The sequence below is a fragment of the Streptomyces sp. NPDC013455 genome (genome assembly GCF_040632975.1).
Lineage (GTDB): Bacteria > Actinomycetota > Actinomycetes > Streptomycetales > Streptomycetaceae > Streptomyces.
Genome location: NZ_JBEYCX010000011.1, coordinates 111,178 through 127,830 on the forward strand (window position 1 = coordinate 111,178; position 16,653 = coordinate 127,830).

At 73.1% G+C, this 16,653-nt stretch carries 14 protein-coding genes and 2 pseudogenes; 3 read left to right on the forward strand and 13 right to left on the reverse strand.

The window, feature by feature from the left end:
- Positions 1-374: 374 nt before the first annotated feature.
- Positions 375-650 (reverse strand): annotated as a pseudogene (locus ABZ576_RS19480) (LysE family transporter); the annotation flags it as partial.
- A gap of 85 nt (positions 651-735) precedes the next feature.
- Positions 736-1,626 carry an alpha/beta hydrolase gene (locus ABZ576_RS19485; protein WP_360741741.1) on the reverse strand — a complete coding sequence of 297 codons (891 nt, stop codon included), beginning with the start codon at positions 1,624-1,626 and terminating at the stop codon, positions 736-738.
- Positions 1,627-2,047: 421 nt separating this feature from the next.
- On the opposite strand from ABZ576_RS19485, the gene ABZ576_RS19490 reads away from it, so the two are divergent.
- The gene (locus ABZ576_RS19490) at positions 2,048-2,599 is read left to right on the forward strand and encodes a hypothetical protein (RefSeq protein WP_360741745.1); all 552 of its coding nucleotides are present in this window, start codon (positions 2,048-2,050) and stop codon (positions 2,597-2,599) included.
- Positions 2,600-2,671: 72 nt separating this feature from the next.
- Here the strand turns inward: ABZ576_RS19490 and ABZ576_RS19495 are convergent, their stop codons facing one another.
- Positions 2,672-3,397 (reverse strand): hypothetical protein, encoded by a 726-nt coding sequence (locus tag ABZ576_RS19495; protein WP_360741748.1) that lies wholly within the window; start codon positions 3,395-3,397, stop codon positions 2,672-2,674.
- A 104-nt stretch (positions 3,398-3,501) separates the two neighbouring features.
- Positions 3,502-6,552 carry a LuxR C-terminal-related transcriptional regulator gene (locus ABZ576_RS19500; protein WP_360741751.1) on the reverse strand — a complete coding sequence of 1,017 codons (3,051 nt, stop codon included), beginning with the start codon at positions 6,550-6,552 and terminating at the stop codon, positions 3,502-3,504.
- 660 nt (positions 6,553-7,212) lie between these two features.
- On the opposite strand from ABZ576_RS19500, the gene ABZ576_RS19505 reads away from it, so the two are divergent.
- A complete protein-coding gene (locus tag ABZ576_RS19505) occupies positions 7,213-8,211 on the forward strand; it encodes an ABC transporter permease (RefSeq protein ID WP_360741754.1) in 999 nt (332 codons plus the stop codon).
- A gap of 142 nt (positions 8,212-8,353) precedes the next feature.
- Here the strand turns inward: ABZ576_RS19505 and ABZ576_RS19510 are convergent, their stop codons facing one another.
- The 6 genes from ABZ576_RS19510 to ABZ576_RS19535 form a co-directional block, all read right to left on the reverse strand.
- A complete protein-coding gene (locus ABZ576_RS19510; RefSeq protein ID WP_360741757.1) occupies positions 8,354-8,950 on the reverse strand; it encodes a hypothetical protein in 597 nt (198 codons plus the stop codon).
- A gap of 253 nt (positions 8,951-9,203) precedes the next feature.
- On the reverse strand, positions 9,204-9,575 hold the full coding sequence (locus ABZ576_RS19515) for an HGxxPAAW family protein (protein ID WP_360741760.1): 372 nt from the start codon (positions 9,573-9,575) through the stop codon (positions 9,204-9,206).
- Between the two features lie 359 nt (positions 9,576-9,934).
- Complete coding sequence (locus tag ABZ576_RS19520; protein WP_360741763.1) at positions 9,935-10,375, reverse strand: thioesterase family protein; 441 nt, start codon at positions 10,373-10,375, stop codon at positions 9,935-9,937.
- A 17-nt stretch (positions 10,376-10,392) separates the two neighbouring features.
- Positions 10,393-12,930 (reverse strand): LuxR C-terminal-related transcriptional regulator, encoded by a 2,538-nt coding sequence (locus ABZ576_RS19525; protein ID WP_360741766.1) that lies wholly within the window; start codon positions 12,928-12,930, stop codon positions 10,393-10,395.
- Between the two features lie 281 nt (positions 12,931-13,211).
- On the reverse strand, positions 13,212-13,541 hold the full coding sequence (locus ABZ576_RS19530; RefSeq protein ID WP_360741768.1) for an AzlD domain-containing protein: 330 nt from the start codon (positions 13,539-13,541) through the stop codon (positions 13,212-13,214).
- Entirely contained in the window at positions 13,534-14,349 is an 816-nt protein-coding gene (locus tag ABZ576_RS19535) for an AzlC family ABC transporter permease (protein WP_360741771.1), read from the reverse strand. Before ABZ576_RS19535 ends, ABZ576_RS19530 begins: the two co-directional genes overlap by 8 nt.
- Positions 14,350-14,412: 63 nt before the next feature.
- Here ABZ576_RS19535 and ABZ576_RS19540 point away from each other — a divergent pair, with 63 nt between their 5' ends.
- Positions 14,413-14,871: an Lrp/AsnC family transcriptional regulator gene (locus tag ABZ576_RS19540; protein WP_360741773.1), complete on the forward strand. Its 459-nt coding sequence runs from the start codon at positions 14,413-14,415 to the stop codon at positions 14,869-14,871.
- Between the two features lie 45 nt (positions 14,872-14,916).
- On the opposite strand, the gene ABZ576_RS19545 is transcribed toward ABZ576_RS19540, so the two are convergent.
- The 3 genes and pseudogenes from ABZ576_RS19545 to ABZ576_RS19555 form a co-directional block, all read right to left on the reverse strand.
- Positions 14,917-15,657: a class I SAM-dependent methyltransferase gene (locus ABZ576_RS19545; RefSeq protein ID WP_360741776.1), complete on the reverse strand. Its 741-nt coding sequence runs from the start codon at positions 15,655-15,657 to the stop codon at positions 14,917-14,919.
- A 228-nt stretch (positions 15,658-15,885) separates the two neighbouring features.
- Positions 15,886-16,254 carry a VOC family protein gene (locus ABZ576_RS19550; RefSeq protein ID WP_360742116.1) on the reverse strand — a complete coding sequence of 123 codons (369 nt, stop codon included), beginning with the start codon at positions 16,252-16,254 and terminating at the stop codon, positions 15,886-15,888.
- Positions 16,255-16,437: 183 nt separating this feature from the next.
- Positions 16,438-16,551 (reverse strand): annotated as a pseudogene (locus tag ABZ576_RS19555) (RNA polymerase subunit sigma-24); the annotation flags it as partial.
- Positions 16,552-16,653 lie beyond the last annotated feature (102 nt).

The following is a 16,653-nucleotide window of genomic DNA, read 5'->3' on the forward strand; positions in this document are numbered from 1 at the left end:
GGCGGGTCGGCGGTCGCCGGCACCACTCCCCCGCGCCTGTGACCCGAGTGGCGAAGGGGCGGCGGAGATGCCGGTCGAGGGACAACGGGCGGCGGATGCCGGGCAGGGGACAACGGGCGGCGGATGCCGGCCGAGGGACACGGACGCCGGCTCGGATACGGCCGCCACGGGCTCGTCCCGGCCGGATCCGGCAGCCGCTCGTCCACCCGGTCGCGTCTTTCCGTGATCCGCGGATCGTGCACCGCCACCTCGGTGCCGGCAAGTCGGTCCGTACGGCCGGTCGCCGGCGGGCCAGTCCGTACGGCCGGTCGCCGGCAAGTCGGTCCGTACGGCCGGTCGCCGGCAAGTCGGTCCGTACGGCCGGTCGCCGGAAGTCAGTCCATGCGACCGGTCGCCGCCACGGTGACGCCGAGTCCCATCATCGTGAACCCTCCGACGCCGCCGATGGCCGCGAGCCGCCTGGGAGAACGGGCGAACCACTCCCGCGCGGTCGCCGCGGCCAGTCCCCAGACGCTGTCGAAGACGAGGGCCATCACGTTGAACACCGCTCCGAGCAACAGCATCTGCGCGATGACGCCGTCCCGGTCGCGGTCGACGAACTGGGGCAGCACCGCGGCGAAGAAGACGATGGTCTTGAGCCGCGCCATGCCCGGGCGGAGAAGGAGTAGGCGTTACTCGCGTATCGCTTACGTGGGCGTCCTCGGCCCGCCCTCGGGCTACCGGTGAACCGATGCCTCAGTCTCTGCCCGTGTGCGCGGCGACGGCCTCGGACAGCTGCGCCCAGATGTTCCGTGTCGGCGCGATGTGCCCGTAGCCCTGCAGGACGAGCAGTTCGGCACCCGGGATGGTGGCGGCGAGGCGGCGGCCGTGCTCGACCGGAACGATCGGGTCGTGACTGCCGTGGACGACGAGAACCGGCAGGTCGAGCCCGGCGAGGCGGGGCGCCAGGTCCTCGCCCGAGGCTCCCACCGCCAGCGGATGGTGGTCGGGGCGGCCGGGAGCGACCGCCCGGTCGTAACCCTCGGCGGCGAGCTCGCGCAGCCGTGCCTCGTCGCGGACCGGCCCGGTGCACAGCAGGAACGTCCTGAACTGGGCGTCGATGACCGCTTCCCGCGTGGTCGGGGGGCAGGCGGCCAGTTCCTCGACCAGTGCGGCGGTTCCCTCCATGAAGGAGGCGAACGGCGGCGGGTCGAAGAACGAGGGTTCGCCCGACAGCCTCCGCACGACTCCGGCCAGTGCGGAACTCGTCGACATCATGGTCGCGGAGCGCACCCGCTCCCGGTGGTCCAGGGCGAGGAACTGGACTATCAGGCCGCCCATGGACACGCCCATGACGTGCGCGGACTCGATGCCGTAGGCGTCCAGGACCGCCGTGGCGTCCCTGGCCAGGTCCCGGCAGTCGTAGGGGGACTCCTCCCAGTCGACAGGGGTGGACTTCCCGATGTCGCGCTGGTCGAAGCGGATGACGTGGTGACCTCGCGCCGCCAGGTCGCGGCAGAAGAACTCCTCGTAGTGGATCACCGGGGCGGACGCCCCCGTGACCAGCAGGAGGGCTGGATCGGTGGGGTCCCCGAAGTCCTCCGTCCACAGCTTCAGTTCACCGACGGACACCGTTTTCTCGGCCATGCCTGTTCGTCCTCCGTAGACGTTCTTCACCGGCGCCTCCCGGTACGAGCCGGCCGGCACCGTCGTTCGGCGCCAGTCGGCAGTGCGTGCCGTCCGCGGCGCATTCACAGCATCACCGGGCCGCCCGCAGCGGTGCTGAGTAGGCGCTACTCGAAGGCGGACGTGTCCGAGCCGTCCGCTCCACCGCCGGGACCGGTCCGACCGGCTTGGCGCGAAGCGGAGTGAGACCCGGCGGACGGGCCGGGTGTGCCGGTGAGACCGGCGGACGGGCCGGGTGGGCCGGTGAGACCGGCGGACGGGCCGGGTGGGCCGGCTGGCCCGAGAGGAGATGGTCCTCGCCTACATCCCAGGGCGGAGCCGGTGTGTCTCACTCAGCAGTCGCGTCCTTTGACGTGGTGGCGCCGAAGCACTGGGAGACAACTTGAGGAAACTGACACGGACGGCCGCGCTGGCGGTATGCGTCGCGGCGGGCGCGGGGCCGGCGGTCGTGCCGGCGCACGCGGCGGCCGGCGAACACCCCGGCGCCGTGCACACGGTGCAGAGCGGGCACGTCCTGGCCTGCCACGGCCAGAGCGGCGAGCGGTCCGTCGCCGTGGAGCTGTACGGCAACTCCTTCTACGGCAATGTCGTCTCGGTCTCCGTGGAGGGACCCGACGGGCAGTACGGGGGCGGCACGAACCCCGCTTCGCTGTTCGGGGACGGCACGGTCGCCGCCGACGTGCCGCTCGAAAGACTCGGCGAAGAGGGCGGCGACGCCGTGGGCACCGCGTCGGTCGGCGGGACCTACACCGCCGTCGGAGACCCGGTGCGCGTCCACGACGTCTACCGCGAGCCGGGCTGGAACGTCGTCTCGACCGGGACGAACCAGCGGCTCGCCGCGAGGGTCACGGTCGCAGTCTTCGGTGAGACGGTGTCCTTGACGTGCGGCGACGCGTTCGCCTTCGACCTGAGGGTGACGAAGACGCCTTCCTGACCGGTCAGGTGCCGCACGGCGGTACACCGAAGCGGGTGGGGACGGCCGGTCCCCACCCGCGCGGCCGCGGTGTCAGCGGCTGGTGCGGTGGTAGCGGAAACGGAGTTCGAAGGTGCCCTCCAGCGTTCCGGTCGCCGGGTCGAAGCGCCGCAGGGAGGCGATCTCGACTCCGGTCCCGCGGACCCCCGCGAACTCGCCCGTGCCGCCGAGGATGACTCCCTTGCCGTCGCTCCGCGGTCCTGCCGTGGTCTCCGCCTCCAGGGAGCCGGTCCACGGTTCGCCGCTGTCGAAGGCGGGCTTGAAGACCTTGGCGGCGACTTCGGAGGAGTTCTCGATCTGGTCGAGTACGAGGCTTCCCCGGCCGGGGAAGAACAGCGTCCACACGGTGTGCGTGAGCAGCTTGCCCGTCTCGAAGTCCGTTTCGGGCAGCACCTCCTCGATCTCCGTCGCGAAGCCGACGACCTCGCCGTGCTTGTCGCGGATCTTGCCGCCCAGGGCGAAGGCCTTCTGCAGGCGCGGCTCGGTGAACTTGGCGATCCCCTCGGGGAAGACGCCCAGCGGCAGGTCACCGCGGTGCGTCTCGAAGACGCCGTCCTCGGGGACCTCGGCGTAGAAGGACTCCTCGATCCAGCCCGGTCCCGCGGCGCCCTTCCCGCCGGACCGGCCGGGTGCGTCCCGGCCGGTCCCGTCGGCCGCATGGGTCAGTGCCGGGACCGTCACCGTCACCAGCGCGGCAACCGCCACACCGATGATCGCGCGTCGCCCACGCCGGCCGAGCCGGCCACGTAGTGCAGTCATGAACACTTCCTCCGACGCATCGCTTGTCTTTCCGTCGTACAGAAGTCTTCGCGACCGCTCGTCGGCCTCCCTGAGTCATCGGTACTCCACCTGGGCCGGGCCCGTCAGACGCCGGCGGACAGGCCGGCGGAGGCAAGCTGACCGCGGTGCTTGATCCCCAGCTTCCGGTACACCGCCGACAGGTGCACCTCCACCGTCTTCGTCGTAACGAACAGCTGCTGGGCGACCTGGCGATTCGTCAGTCCGGTGGCCGCCAGACGCGCCACCCTGGCCTCGCTGGGCGTCAGCGCTTCCGGGCCGGTCTGACGGGGCGTGCGGGGGCGTCCGCCGGCCGCCCGCAGTTCGGTGCGGGCGTGTTCGGCCAGGGGCGGGGCACCGAGTCGGTGGGCGAGCTCCATGCCCTCCCCGAGCAGGGCGCGGGCCTCGGACCGCTGGTTGGACCGGCGGACGGCCGCGCCGAGAGCCACCAGCGTCCTGGCGTGTTCCAGCCGTGCCGAGGACGGGCGCAGCAGTTCTTCGGCCTCCCGCAGCAGCCCGATGCCCTCTGCTCCGGGGGTGAGCAGGCCGACCGTGCGCAGGGCCCTGCCCTCGGCCCGGGACGAGGCCCACCGGCGGGCGCGGTCGAGTTCCAGCCGTGCGTACCGCAGGCCCTCGTCGGTGCGGCCCAGCGCGTGCAGGCAGGACGCGGCGAGCGAGCGCCACGGGAGGACGGCCGGGTTCTGTCCGCCGCTGCCGGTGAAGTCCGCGCCGGCGTCGAGGACCGCCCGGAGTGCCGCCTCGTACTCGCCTGCCGCGTGCAGCACGACGGCGTGGGCGTACAGGAGGAATCCGTACGCCTGGGTCTCGCGGCTCCGGCTGTTCTCGCCGGCCCCGCCATCCTGGAAGGGACGGAGCGCCTCGTCCACGATGGCCTCGGCCCGCGACGTCGAGCCCTGTTCGAGCAGGGTCTCGGCGAGCCAGGGGATCACTGCGTACTGGTGCACCGGGGTGCGGGCGGTGGTGGCCAGACCGAGGGCCGCGTTCAGGTCGTCGGCGGCCTCCGCCAGGTCGCCGCGCTGCAGCCAGGCGAAGCCCCTGAATCCCCGCAGGGCGGACAGCGACAGCAGCGAACCCGTGGCGCGGGCGTCCGCGATGAGCGCGTCGCACACGGTCAGTCCCTCGTCCTGGTCGTGCACGACCAGGGGGAAGGCCGCGTTCATGAAGAGGAAGGCGCCGCTCGCGGCTGCCTGGCGCACCCGTGGATCGGCGAGGATCCGGCGGGAGTGCGCCACACAGCGGGGATCGCCCGCGTAGGCGTCGCAGACCGCGATCAGGCAGTCGAGGGCGAGGGACCCCAGGGTCCCCGTCGGGGGCAGGGCCCGTAGCCGGGGCAGTCGCTCCAGCAGTCCGGTCCAGCCCGGTGTCACCAGGGGCACGGCCAGCAGGATCGCCTCCAGCGTCCTGCGCAGGTCGTCGTCCTCGGCGGGCAGGCTCTCCAGGGCCTCCTCGACACCTGCGACGGTGTGGGCGGGGTCCCACATCCCCACCAGGTAGACCAGTTCGCGGATGGTGGCCAGCCGCCCCCGCGTCCGGGGATCCTCGGCGAGTCCGGCGGCCTCGTCCAGGTAGCGCTTGGCTGTGGGCAGGTCGATCAGGAAGGCGGCGGTGCCCGCATCGGTGAGCAGGGTGAAGCGCTCCGCTCGCGGCGGCGGCTCGTCCAGGGCGCGGCGCAGATAGGCGAGGGCGGCTTCGGCGGACCCGGTGGCGAGCGCCTGCCGGGCGGCTGCGCGCAGGGTGGTGACGGTGTCCGGGTCCATGGCGGGAGGCACGCGCAGCAGGTGCTCGGCGACCTGCTCGACGCGGGCTCCGGCCGCGTCGAGGAGGGCGGCCGCCCGCGCGTGCAGGTCGGCGAGCTGGGCGGGCGGGGTGGTGCGGTGGACCGTGGCGCGGACGAGGGGGTGTACGAAGTCGAGCGGCGCGGTGGGTTCGCACGGCACGGCCAGCAGGTGGGCGGTGTGGAGGTCGGGGAGGTGGCGGCCCAGGTGGACGGGGTCGAGGCCGGCGAGGCGTGCCGCGTGCGCCGGGTGCGCCTGGGGGGCGAGCACGGCGACGGCCCGGGCGAGGCGCACCGCCTCCGGCGGGAGACGGCCGAGTTCCCGTGCCACGCGGCGTTCCAGCGCCCGGGAGCCCAGGCGCTCGACGTGCGGCACGGTGTCCGCCGCGGGCGGCAGGCCCTCGGCGACCAGGGCGCGGCAGAGTTCGGCGAGGAGCAGCGGGTTGCCTCCGGTGGCCTCGTGGCAGGCACCGGCGAAGACCGCGTCCGGTTCGTGCCCGAACCAGGCTTCCAGTGCCCGGACGGCGGCGTCCGCGCTCAGCGGCCCGGGATGCAGGATCGTGCACTCCTGGTCGGCCAGCAGCAGGTCGATCAGGTGCTGGGCGGCGCCGGGTTCGTCGGGCCGCAACGCGGTGACGACCAGGAGCCTCAGGTCGGCCAGGCGCGGCAGCAGGTAGGCGAGGAACCGCAGCGAGGCCTCGTCGCCCCAGTGCGCGTCGTCCAGGATCAGGGCGACCGGGCGCTCCTGGCAGAGGTTGGAGGTGAGCCAGAAGAGGCTGTGCAGGACGGCGAACTCGCCGGGTGCGGCGCCGCGGGTACCGGCCGCGCGGCTTCCGGCTGCGCCGTTGCCGGCCTCGCCGTCTTCTGTTGCGTGTTCGCCGGTTCCGGCCTCGCCGCCTTCTGTTGCGTCCTCGCCGGTTCCGGCCTCACCGCCGTCGGTCGCGTCCTCGCCGGTTCCGGCCTCGCCGCCGTCGGTCGCGGCTCCGCCGTCGGTCGCGGCTCCGCCGTCCATCACGGCCGTACTCAGGACGGCCCCGGCCGGTCCGGCCGCGCCCGCGAGCCACCGTTCGCGCTCGGCCGGGGAGCCGCAGTGCAGCAGCGGTTCGTAGAGCTGCCGTACGAGTCCGAGGGAGTAGTCGCGTTCCAGTTCCGTCCCTCGGGCCGACAGCACGCGCAGACCCGCCTCGCGGGCCAGACGCTCGGCCTCCTGCAGCAGTCGGGTCTTGCCCATGCCGGCCGGCGCGGAGATCGCGAGGAAGCCGGGTGTTCCCGCCAGCGCGTCGGTGACGCCTTGCCGCAGCAGTGCAAGGTCTTTGTCCCGGTCCAGCAGGACACCAGCCATGCGCCCATTATGGGCTGGGGCCGAGGTGGAGGCAGGGCTGGGGCCCGGGTGCCGGGGTCGGGGCGGCGAGCCAGGGACAGGGGCGGGGCCGGGAGGGGACGGGCCGGAGCCGGGGGCCGGGGCGGGCCGGAGCCGGGGGCCGGGGCGGGCCGGAGCCGGGGGCCGGGGCGGGCCTGAGCCGGGGGCCGGGGCGGGCCTGAGCGGGGGGCCGGGGGCCGGGGGCCGTACCCAGGTTGGCCGGACGCGGGTCGCGGGCGCGGGAGCTCGGCACGGCTCGAGCGGAAGGTTGAGTAAGAGTTGCTGGCCGGCGCCCGTTCCGGCGCCCCTACGTTGGACCCGACGGCCGGCCGCCGTGGGCGTTCTCGACCGAGAACGACCGCCCCGGAGAGTGCTGCCCCTTCCCACACCGCGCGTGGTGCACCCGGTGTGCTGCACCCCGCGGTGCCGCGCGAGAAGGGGACTGTGTCCGGGCTTTGCCGCGCCTGCCCATGTCCCCTCGATTCGCCCCTCCCCTCGTCCCATCCCTCCCCCCGCCACTTCCGCACCTCGGAGACCGCGGGCACCGCCCCACTCCTGGAGAGAACCGTGTCCCCTCATTCCTCCTCTTCGACCGGCGTCGGCACACCCGGCCCCCGGCCCGCACCCCCCACCCGGAACACCATGGGCGGCGCAGGCGGCCGGCGCGGTCACGGTCCCTCCGGTCTGCGACTGGCCGTCGTGATCGCCTCCGCGCTCGCCGTCGTCCAACTGGTCGTCGTAATAGCCTTCTCGTGGCCCAACGCCCGGTCGGCGCCCCACGATGTGCCGGTGGTCATCGCCGGTCGGAGCCAGGCAGCGGCGACCGTCGCGGACCACATGGCGAAGGCGAAGCCCGGCGCGTTCGACACGACCACGGTGAGGGGGGAGGACGAGGCCCGTGAGGCCCTCCTCGACCGCGACGCCTACGCGGCGGTCGTGGCCGATCCGGCCGGGCCCAAGGTGCTGGTCTCGTCGGCGGCGAGCGCGGCGGTGACCGCCGCGTTCACGCAGATCGCCGCCGAGATCGAGGAGCGGAGCGGCAAGCCGGTCACGGTGGAGGACGTCCGGCCCGCCCCGGAGAAGGACCCGCGCGGCGCGGCCTTCGCCTCCTCACTGCTGCCGCTGGTCCTCACCGGCATGATCGGCGGCATCCTCATCGCGCTGAAGGTCACCGGCCTGCGCGACCGGCTGGTCGCGGCCACCGCGTTCGCCGTGGTGGCGGGGCTGTGCACCACGGCCGTCGTGCACGGCTGGATCGGCGCCCTGGACGGCGACTACCTCGCCGAGGCTCCGGCGGTCGTACTGATCGTGTTCGCCCTCACGGTCACGCTGGCCGGTCTGGGCTCGGCCCTGGGCCACCGCGGCATCGGACTGGGCGTCATCACCGTCCTGCTGTTGGGCAATCCGCTGTCCGGGGTGTCGACGGCACCGGAGATGCTGCCCGAACCGTGGGGTGCGCTCGGCCAGTTGCTGCCTCCGGGCGCCGGTGCCTCGCTGCTGCGCTCCGCCGGCTTCTTCGACGGCGCCGGTGCGGCCGGTCCGCTGACCGTGCTGCTCACCTGGGCCGCGCTCGGACTCGTCCTGCTCTGGGTGGCCAACGCCCGGGCCCGCGGTGCGAAGCGCCTCACCGCCGTCGGCTGACGGATCCGACCGCCCTGTGCCCGCGTCCCGACCGGACGCGGGCACACCCGTCTGCCCTGCCGTCCTCAGCCACGGGGGCCTGGGACGCAGGCGTGTTCGCGTACGGAGCACCTGCACCCGTACGAGGTCTGGGCAGTCGGCGTCAACGCGTGGGTCCGGAAGTGGCCGGGAGTCGGACTTCCAGCACGACTGCGGTGCCGGCCACGGTCCGGTCTTCGTGCATGGTGATCCGTTGGCCGGGCTTGACGTGCCGCCAGTGAGACGGGGTGAGAGGGACGAGGCGGACGGTGGCCCGCCCCCCGGGCTCCAGAGAGGGCATGTCTTCGACCCAGAGCCTGGCGATGTTCACCGAAGCCTCGCCGCCGGCCGAGACGTTGCCGATGTCCCACATGGGCCGCAGAACACCGTGGGCGGGAACGGGCGTCCTGCGTCGCGCCTCTGCGGCCGCACGGAGCGTCAGGTCCGCTCGGACCATCCCGTTGCGGACCTCGGAACACCGCCAGTGGCACCAAGCCGCGCTCCGTTCGAGGCGGAGCTGTTCAGCCGCCTCGGCAAGCTGCTCCCAGAAGGTCAACGGCAGGGTCTGCCCGTCCCCGAGTTCCTCCAACAGGCTCAGGGCGATCTGCCATTCGTCGTGGGCCAGGTAATCCCAGACGTCTCGTACCGTGATGTCGTTCACGGTGGCGACATCCTCCGGCACCAGGAGGGAAGCCGATTCGAGCAGCTCGATGACGTCCATCTGATCATTGTCGACGACGTGCCTGACCGCGGTGCAGGAGCGGTGAGACGGTCGGGACCCGTGGTGAGCCGTGGCCGAGCTGTCGTACCACTTGGCGCTCCGGCTTCGGGGGTCGGCTGCCGGCCGAGAGGACTTCGAGCTCGACTCGATGCAGGCGGAGGAGGGGGCCCCACCACGCCGCGACCCCGCCGCCCCGCCCGAGAAGGGCTTGACGACGGGGTGGCGGGGTGGGTGGGCCGGTCGAGCGGCAAGGTCAGGCCTCGGCGACGGCCGGCTCGTCGTGGGTGGCCGTGGCCGGCGGGGCGTCGGTCCGCGCTCCGGGCGCGGACCGGCGGCGCCCCGCCAGAGCGCAGCCGAGACAGCTGTGGTGCCCCGCCATCGAGTCCCGGACCCGCCAGTCCCATTCGGCGCGGGGCCGCGGACCGCTCGGCTTGCCCCAGCCCGTCAGGTGCAGGACCCAGGTCACGAGGACGGCGAGGACGACGATGCCCGCGCCGCCTCCCAGCGCCGCCACCGAGTCCAGGCACAGGCCGGCGCCGGCGACGGCACTTCCCAGGATCGCGATGGTGGTGCCGGTCCATCCCGCGACCGTGTGGCCCATGTCGACTTCGCCGTGCGCGCTCATGCTCTTCCGCTCTCCGCTCGTTCCCAGTGCTGGTACACGACGCTCTCATCGGTCTGCGGGTGGCACATGAGTAATTCGTGCTCTGCCGGGACCGGCTCCGGTGCCTGCTCCGGAGGCGGACGGGCGGCGCGAACCGAGCACGCGGACCGGTCGGCGCGAACCCTGCACGCGGACCGAGCGGCGCGGACCGAGCAGGCCGACCGAGCACGTGGGCCCGGAGCACGGTCATGCCCAGCGCGCCGACGCGGTGCCGCGGCGCCGGCAGGAGGCTGCGGCCCGCGCCCGGTCTCCGTGCAGCAGGAGCCGGGTGCTGTGCGCGCCGGGTGCTGTGCGCGCCGCGGCCCGCGCCGGCATCCGTCTCACAGTCCGGGATCGAACGCGGTGAGCCGTTCGCGGGCTGCCGCCAGGTGTTCGGCGGGCAGCGGGACCGCCTGCCGGGCCACCGTGTCGATGTGCACCCCGGTCACCGCCGTGACCGCGCACACCTCACCGCTGACGGCGTCCTCCATGACATGGCAGAACCGCAGGGACGTGGTCCCGGTGGACATGACGCCGGAGCGCACCACCACGACGTCGCCCGCGTGCACCTCGCGCCGGTAGGAGATCCGCTGGTCCACGGCGACCATGCCGCGCTGCCGCTCCCGCAGGTGGGCAGGGGTCAGCCCGATCGTCGCGAACAGCTGCCAGGTCGCCTCGTCGAACTTCCCCACGTACCACATGACGTTCATGTGGCCCATGTGGTCGCAGTGCCACGGGTAGACGGTTCCCCGGTAGGTGATCTCCAGGTCGGACACGGTCATCGGCTCCTTCGACGGGTTCATCCGGACAACAGCCGGCGCAGGTCCCTGCGGTCCGAGGCGCCGACTTTCTGATAGACGCGGTACAGGGTGTTGCTGACGGTGCGCGGCGAGACCACCAGCCGCTGGGCGATCTCCTTGTCGGTGAGCCCCTCCGCCGCCAGCCGCGCCACCGTCCGCTCCCGCGACGACAACGCCGCCGGGTCGCCCAGGAAGTGCAGGGCCGGTGTGATCACGTCACCGCAGTGCCGCAGCAGCGCCCGGGCCGTCACGGTCGACGCGGTGGCCGCGCGTTCCCTGCCGGCCCGGCGCTGCAGCCGGGCGAGTTCGGCGTATCCCTCGGCGGCGTACAGATGCGCGCCGGCGTCCGCCAGGGACCGGCAGACCCGGCCGAGGAGCTTGGCGTCGCCCGAGGAGACGGCCCGCGCGTAGTGCAGGCGGCTGCGCAGGTACGCGCCCTGCACGGGCAGGTCTTCGGCGGCGGCCGGGTGCCCGGGCAGGCCGAGCCGGGCGATCTCGTGCAGCAGGAGGACGGCGTCCCCGTGGCTGCCGGCCTCGAGCGCCGCGTCCACGGCGGTGTGCAGCAGGAGCCGGGCCCGCTCCTGCTCGCCCCGCCGGTGGGCCTGCCACGCTCGGGCGGCGGCGAGTTCCGCGCCGTACGGACCCTCGCCCGGGCCCTCCGGCAGGCCGTCCGCCCGGCCGTGCCACTCCGCGGCGAGGCAGTGCACCGCGATGGTGGTGTGGATGGCGGCCCGGATGTGCCAGGGCCGCCAGGCGGCCTGGTAGGCCGGGGAGAAGGAGAGGTAGGAGAGGGCCTCGCGGATCCGGCCGCGTTCCAGGAGGACGACCCCGAGGGTGAGGCCCCGCCGGGCGTCCACCCCGACCCGGTCGCACCGCAGGGCCGTCCGGTACTCACGCGAGAGGATGCCCTCGGCCTCGTCCAGGCGGCCGGCGTAGAGCTGGGCGAGCGCGTGCGCCTCCTCCACGGCGTCCGCCTCGAAGATGCAGCAGGGTTCCTCGCCGGGTCCGCGGGCGCCGGCGCCGGAGCGGAAGTCCGCATAGAGGTCGAGGGCGTCGTGTGGCCGCCCCATCCGCCCCAGGGACCCCATGGCGACCAGGGCGGACTCGGCGCGGCAGGGCGATGAGGGGTCGTGCAGGACGCTGCGCGCATGGTCCAGCGCTTCGGTGAAACGCCCGTGGAAGGCGGCCGCGAGCGCCGCGAAGGCGGAGCGCTGGGTGCCGGTCAGGCTCCGTGCGGCCCGGTCCGCCTCCTCCGGCCGGCCCTCGAAGAGGGCGGCGCGGGCCTGGACGGGGGCGAGCCGGTGCAGGTGCTCGGGGCGGTCGGCCGACGCCTTCTCGACGAAGGCGCGCAGATCCGCGAAGGCGCCGGCGGCGAACAGGGCGCGGGCGTGGAGTTCGGCCGCCTCGGGGCCGGGGTGCCCGTCCCAGGCGGCGGCGGACAACCGGATCGCCGCGGAGACGTCGTGGTCGTGCAGGGCGCACCGTACGCCGTCCCACAGCAGGTCCTCGCCCGGGAGGTCGCCGGAGTCCAGGTGCCACAGGGCCAGGCGTACCCGCTCGGCGGGTGACGCATCCTCGCGCGGCACCGCTCTCGTCCAGGTCCGCAGGTAGTGCCGGCGACGCAGCGGGCCGACGTCCTGACGCAGCACGTGACCGACATACGGGTGGGCGACGGCGGCCGAACGGGCGGTCCGCGGCACCGGTTCGGCCCGCGGGTCGGAGACCCGGACGAGCGCGGCGTCCTCCAGAGCGAGCAGGGTGTCCGCGCGGACGATGCCCTCCAGGACGTCCAGACGCGCCGGCTCCGCGAGCGCGATCAGCTCCAGCGCCCGGCGGGCCTCGTCCGGCAGGCCGGCGAGCTGTCGCGCGACCAGTTCCCGCAGCGCGTGCGAGACGGGCACTCCGTCGCCCAGCCGCCAGAGACGGCCGTCCCGCACGATCAGGTCCCGCGCGAGCGCCGCCCGCACCAGTTCCCGCAGCAGCAGCGGGTTGCCGTCCGCCATGGCGGCCAGCCGTACCACCCCGGCCTGGGCGAGCCGGTCCCCGAGCAGTGCGCTCGCCAGGCGCCGGGTGGAGAGCACGTCCAGCGGGCCCATCTCGACGCGCGTCAGGCGCTGGTCCTTCCACAGCGAGTGGAGCCACGGGGGTGCCTCGGCGCTGTTCATCACCAGGAGGAGTTTGTGCTCGCGCCGATGGGTCAGCTCGCGCAGGTTGTCGGCGGCGTCCGCGGACAGCAGGTGGGCGTCGTCGATCCACACAACGCGCGGGCGGGACGTCCCGGTCCGCAGCAGGCGCTGCACGCCGCTGATCACCGCGGGCGGGGACAGCCGCTGCACGGACCGCACCGCACCGCCGTCCCCGCCTTCGCCCCGGGAACCCGGTCCGGGCGCGCCGGTCACGGAGGACAAGGCGGCCACGATCTCCTCGCCTAGGCGGGTCTTGCCGGCGCCGGGCGCCCCGGCGACCAGGACACCGGCCGGTCCGGCGGCGGACCGGAGCACGCGCAGGGCCGTGCCGAGTTCACGGTCGCGTCCCACGAATACGGGCCGTGGGACCGGGATGAGCTCCTCGGTTTCCGCGAGGTGGCACGAGGCTGTGCGGGAGGCCGGGTACGCGGATGAGGCCATGGTGATTCCCCAAGCGTCGGATGGTGCTGAGCGTGTCTGGAGTCCGTCGGGCGCCTGCGGTCGATGCTCCGGCGCCGGCCGCGTGCTCCGCGTCGGGGCAGCACCCCAAGGTTTTCGTCGGAGCGCCAGGGGTGGGAGCGCCGGCCACGCCTTCACGACGAGCGACAGCGCCAGGGTGCCGGTCGGGACGCTCAGCGGGCGAAGACGGTGCTGGCCAGGGCCACGTGGACGGCGGTGCCGCCGAGGATGCTCAGCAGCGCGTTGCGGCGCCACAGGTGCAGGCCGACGCTGACGGCCAGGGCGATCAGCGGGGCCGCCGCGCGCGTGTGGGTGAGGGGGAGGTCGCGCAGGCAGTAGACGACCAGGATCAGCATGACGCCGGCGGGCATGCGGGTGCTGAGGTACTGGACGGTCGTGCTGTTGCGCAAGGGTACGAGGGCGGCGAAGGGCAGGGCGCGCAAGCCCCAGGTGACGGCGGCGGCGACGAGGACGGCGGCGATGACGTAGGGCGTGTCAGGCATGGCCCGGCTCCCGGTGGGTGGTGACGTGGCGGGCCAGGAGGCCGGCGGTGAAGAGGGCGAAGGCGGCCAGGAGCATCTGGCCCGGGAAGAGCAGCCGGGCAGCCAGGGCGCTGAGCAGGGCCAGCGCCGGGGTGGGCAGGTCGCCGCGCAGATTCCGTACGGCGTCGAGGGCGAGGACGGTGAACAGGGCGGTCAGCGCGAAGTCCAGGCCGGTGACGCTGTCCGGGAGGAGGGAGCCGAGCAGGGCGCCGGCGGTGGAGCTGCCGGCCCAGTACAGGTGCAGGAGGAACTGGAGCCACAGGATGCGCCGACCGGGCCAGGAACGGGCCTGCTCGTCCGTGGTCAGGGCGTACGCCTCGTCGCACAGGGCGTACGTGCTGTACGCCTTGCCCACGCGGCCGTTCACGCGGTGCAAGGGGAAGGACAGCGCGTAGAAGACGTGCCGGACGTTGACCATGAAGGCGGACAGGGCGATGGCCGCCAGCGGGGCGGCGGCGGTGACCAGTCCGATGAGCAGGAACTCGAACGATCCGCCGAAGGCGAGCGCCGCGGACAGCCCGGCCCACCACCACGGCAGCTCCGACTGCGTCACCAGTGCGCCGAAGGCGAGCCCGAGCGGCAGGAACGCCAGGCCCACACCGAGCGAGTCCTTGAACGCCGCGCGGGCCTCGGACCGCGTTGCGGGTCCGGGGGCGGCCGGCACGGATTCGGGGGCGGCCGACACGGGTTCGGGGGCGGCCGGCTCGGATTCGGGGGCGGCCGGCACGGACTGAAGCCGACCACCGGTAACGGCGGATCGTGTTCCCATGCGTGCAATTTTAGGTAAGACTTAGCATTATATGGTTGCGAGTTGTGGCGCTAAACTCCTCTGATGAGCAATGAACCGACCCTCGATGCCGTAGATCACGAAATTTTGTTTCAACTGCGTCAGGATGGACGGCTGACCAACGTCGAGCTGGCCAAGCGGGTCGGTCTGACCCCGCCGCCCTGCCTGCGGCGCGTCAAGCGGCTGGAAGAGGCCGGCGTGATCGCCGGGTACCGGGCCGTCATCGATCCCGAGGCTCTCGGCCGCGGCCTGCAGGTGCTGATCGACGTCGAGATCTACGCCCAGGACCGCAGGAGCTTCGAGGAGTTCGAGGACACCGTCGCCGCCTACGAGGAGGTCATCGAGTTCCGCCGCATGTACGGGCGCCCCGACTACTTCATCCGCGTAGCCGTCGCCGACCACGCCGCCTACGAGGCCTTCCTCACCGGCAAACTCAGCGGCCTGCCCGCCATCCGGCGTATCGAGTCCCACCTGACCATGAAGGCCATCAAGACCAGCGACTGATGCCTGTCCGGCGAGAGGATGCCTCACGTCCCGGCGCGCCGGAACTCACGGTTTGCGGGTTACCCAGAGCAGTTCCGCCGGCCAGCGGTGTGCCCAGTCGGGTGGGTCGGTCTCGTTGTAGCCGTTGGGCGTTCCGAGTTCGGGCCGCGGCTCGATGAGGTCGTCGATGATGAGACCCGCGCCGCGCAGGATCTTGACCCAGTCGCCGTAGGTGAGCTGATAGCTGGTCGCGCCGTCGTCTTCGGCGATGGCGGTCAGCCCGAAGTAGTCCTTCTGCAGCGTCGTGGTCACCCGGCCGGCGGCTTCGTCGTAGCAGACTTCGAACCATGGGCTGGCGACGTTGAACACCAGGCGCCCGCCTCGGCCCAAGACGCGTGCGGCCTCCGGGACGGCCAGGTGCGGGGGCGCCCAGCTGAGCCCACCGAAGTCGCAGAACACCAGGTCGAAGGTGTCGGCGGCGAAGGGGAGTTGTTCGGCGGCGCCTTGCACCAGCGGGTAGCGGGCCGCTCCCATTGCGTCGGTCGCTGCGGCGAGTTGGGCTTCGGACAGGTCGAGCCCGATCACGGTGGCGCCCTCGGCGGCGAGCGCCCTGGACCACTGGCCGGCGCCGCAGCCGAGTTCGAGGACGCGCTTGCCGGTGACGTCGCCCAGGGCGTGCAGGTGCGCGTCGGGGATGGAGTACATGCCCCACAGCCGGGGTGTGGCGCCAATTTGTGGGTCGTGCTCGTGCTGGTAGGCGCTGCTGATCCGGTTCCAGAGCCGCCGGTTGGCGGGGATGCTGTCCACGTGCCGACTCCAGCACTGCCTGCCGGCGGCGGTCAACACGATTTAGGCACTGGCCGGCCCTCGCCTCGGTCCGGCCCTCGCCTCGGTCCGGCCCTGGCCTCGGTCCGGCCCTGGCCTCGGTCCGGCCCGTGATCCGCCGGACGAGGCCTGGAACGACGCCGGGCAGCGGCGGCCTGAGCACCCCCGGCCGGCGGGATGTCATGGGGTCGGCATCCTGACCGAGCACGATCACCTCGATGTCAGACAGAACGGGTGCCCGGCCGGATCGGTGAGCACCCTGCTCTGGTCCCCGTTCGGCTGGTGGTCCGGCTTGCGCGCCCCCAGCTTCAGCAGGCGAGCCTCGGCCTCGTCCAAGTCATCGACCTGGAAACACAGGTGGAGTTGCTGGGGAACGGTCTGGTCGGGCCAGGTCGGTGCCCGGTAGCCGTCCACTCTCTGGAAGCCCATGAAGAGCCCGTCCTCCCGGTTGAGGCCCGCGAAGTCGGCGTCCGACCTGGGATGGGGGACGAGGCCGGTGGCCTGTTGGTAGAACGCCGCCAGAGCCAGCGGATCAGGACAGTCGAGCGTTATCGCTACCAGGTTCATCTCCATGGGCACAGGCACCTCCGGGCTGATTGGCGGACGGTCGTGAAGGAAGCTCGCACAGCACCGTTTCACGGTTGCCGACGGCCACGCACGACGTTTCAGCGCAGCGGGCCGCTGCCTCAGGGGACATGCTGCGATCGGGGCGTGCGGGGGCTGTCCCCCCCCCCGATCCGATCAGCCATGGGTGAGCGCCTCCTGGCGGACGGCGTCCTCGGCCTCGGTCACACGGCCGATGATCCGGTAGGCGATCGAGAACTGCAGCGGCCGCAGCTCCTCGAACTCCTCGGCCCTCTCCGTCTGCCTGGTCACGCCGGCTCCTCCCCCGCCCCGCCTGCCACGGACACCCGCATGGCCGTCACCTTCCTGTCGTCAGCGTCTGCCTTCACCTCCTGAGACAAGAGGGCCGGTCGA

What these genes read in the sequence shown, in the direction of transcription:
- ABZ576_RS19515 (WP_360741760.1), bottom strand. Translation starts at nt 9,575, where the DNA reads ATGAGCGCGCACGGCGAAGTCGACATGGGCCACACGGTCGCGGGATGG.
- ABZ576_RS19540 (WP_360741773.1), top strand. Translation starts at nt 14,413, where the DNA reads ATGAGCAATGAACCGACCCTCGATGCCGTAGATCACGAAATTTTGTTT.
- ABZ576_RS19510 (WP_360741757.1), bottom strand. Translation starts at nt 8,950, where the DNA reads ATGGACGTCATCGAGCTGCTCGAATCGGCTTCCCTCCTGGTGCCGGAG.
- ABZ576_RS19485 (WP_360741741.1), bottom strand. Translation starts at nt 1,626, where the DNA reads ATGGCCGAGAAAACGGTGTCCGTCGGTGAACTGAAGCTGTGGACGGAG.
- ABZ576_RS19530 (WP_360741768.1), bottom strand. Translation starts at nt 13,541, where the DNA reads ATGCCTGACACGCCCTACGTCATCGCCGCCGTCCTCGTCGCCGCCGCC.
- ABZ576_RS19520 (WP_360741763.1), bottom strand. Translation starts at nt 10,375, where the DNA reads ATGACCGTGTCCGACCTGGAGATCACCTACCGGGGAACCGTCTACCCG.
- ABZ576_RS19495 (WP_360741748.1), bottom strand. Translation starts at nt 3,397, where the DNA reads ATGACTGCACTACGTGGCCGGCTCGGCCGGCGTGGGCGACGCGCGATC.
- ABZ576_RS19505 (WP_360741754.1), top strand. Translation starts at nt 7,213, where the DNA reads ATGGGCGGCGCAGGCGGCCGGCGCGGTCACGGTCCCTCCGGTCTGCGA.
- ABZ576_RS19500 (WP_360741751.1), bottom strand. Translation starts at nt 6,552, where the DNA reads ATGGCTGGTGTCCTGCTGGACCGGGACAAAGACCTTGCACTGCTGCGG.
- ABZ576_RS19535 (WP_360741771.1), bottom strand. Translation starts at nt 14,349, where the DNA reads ATGGGAACACGATCCGCCGTTACCGGTGGTCGGCTTCAGTCCGTGCCG.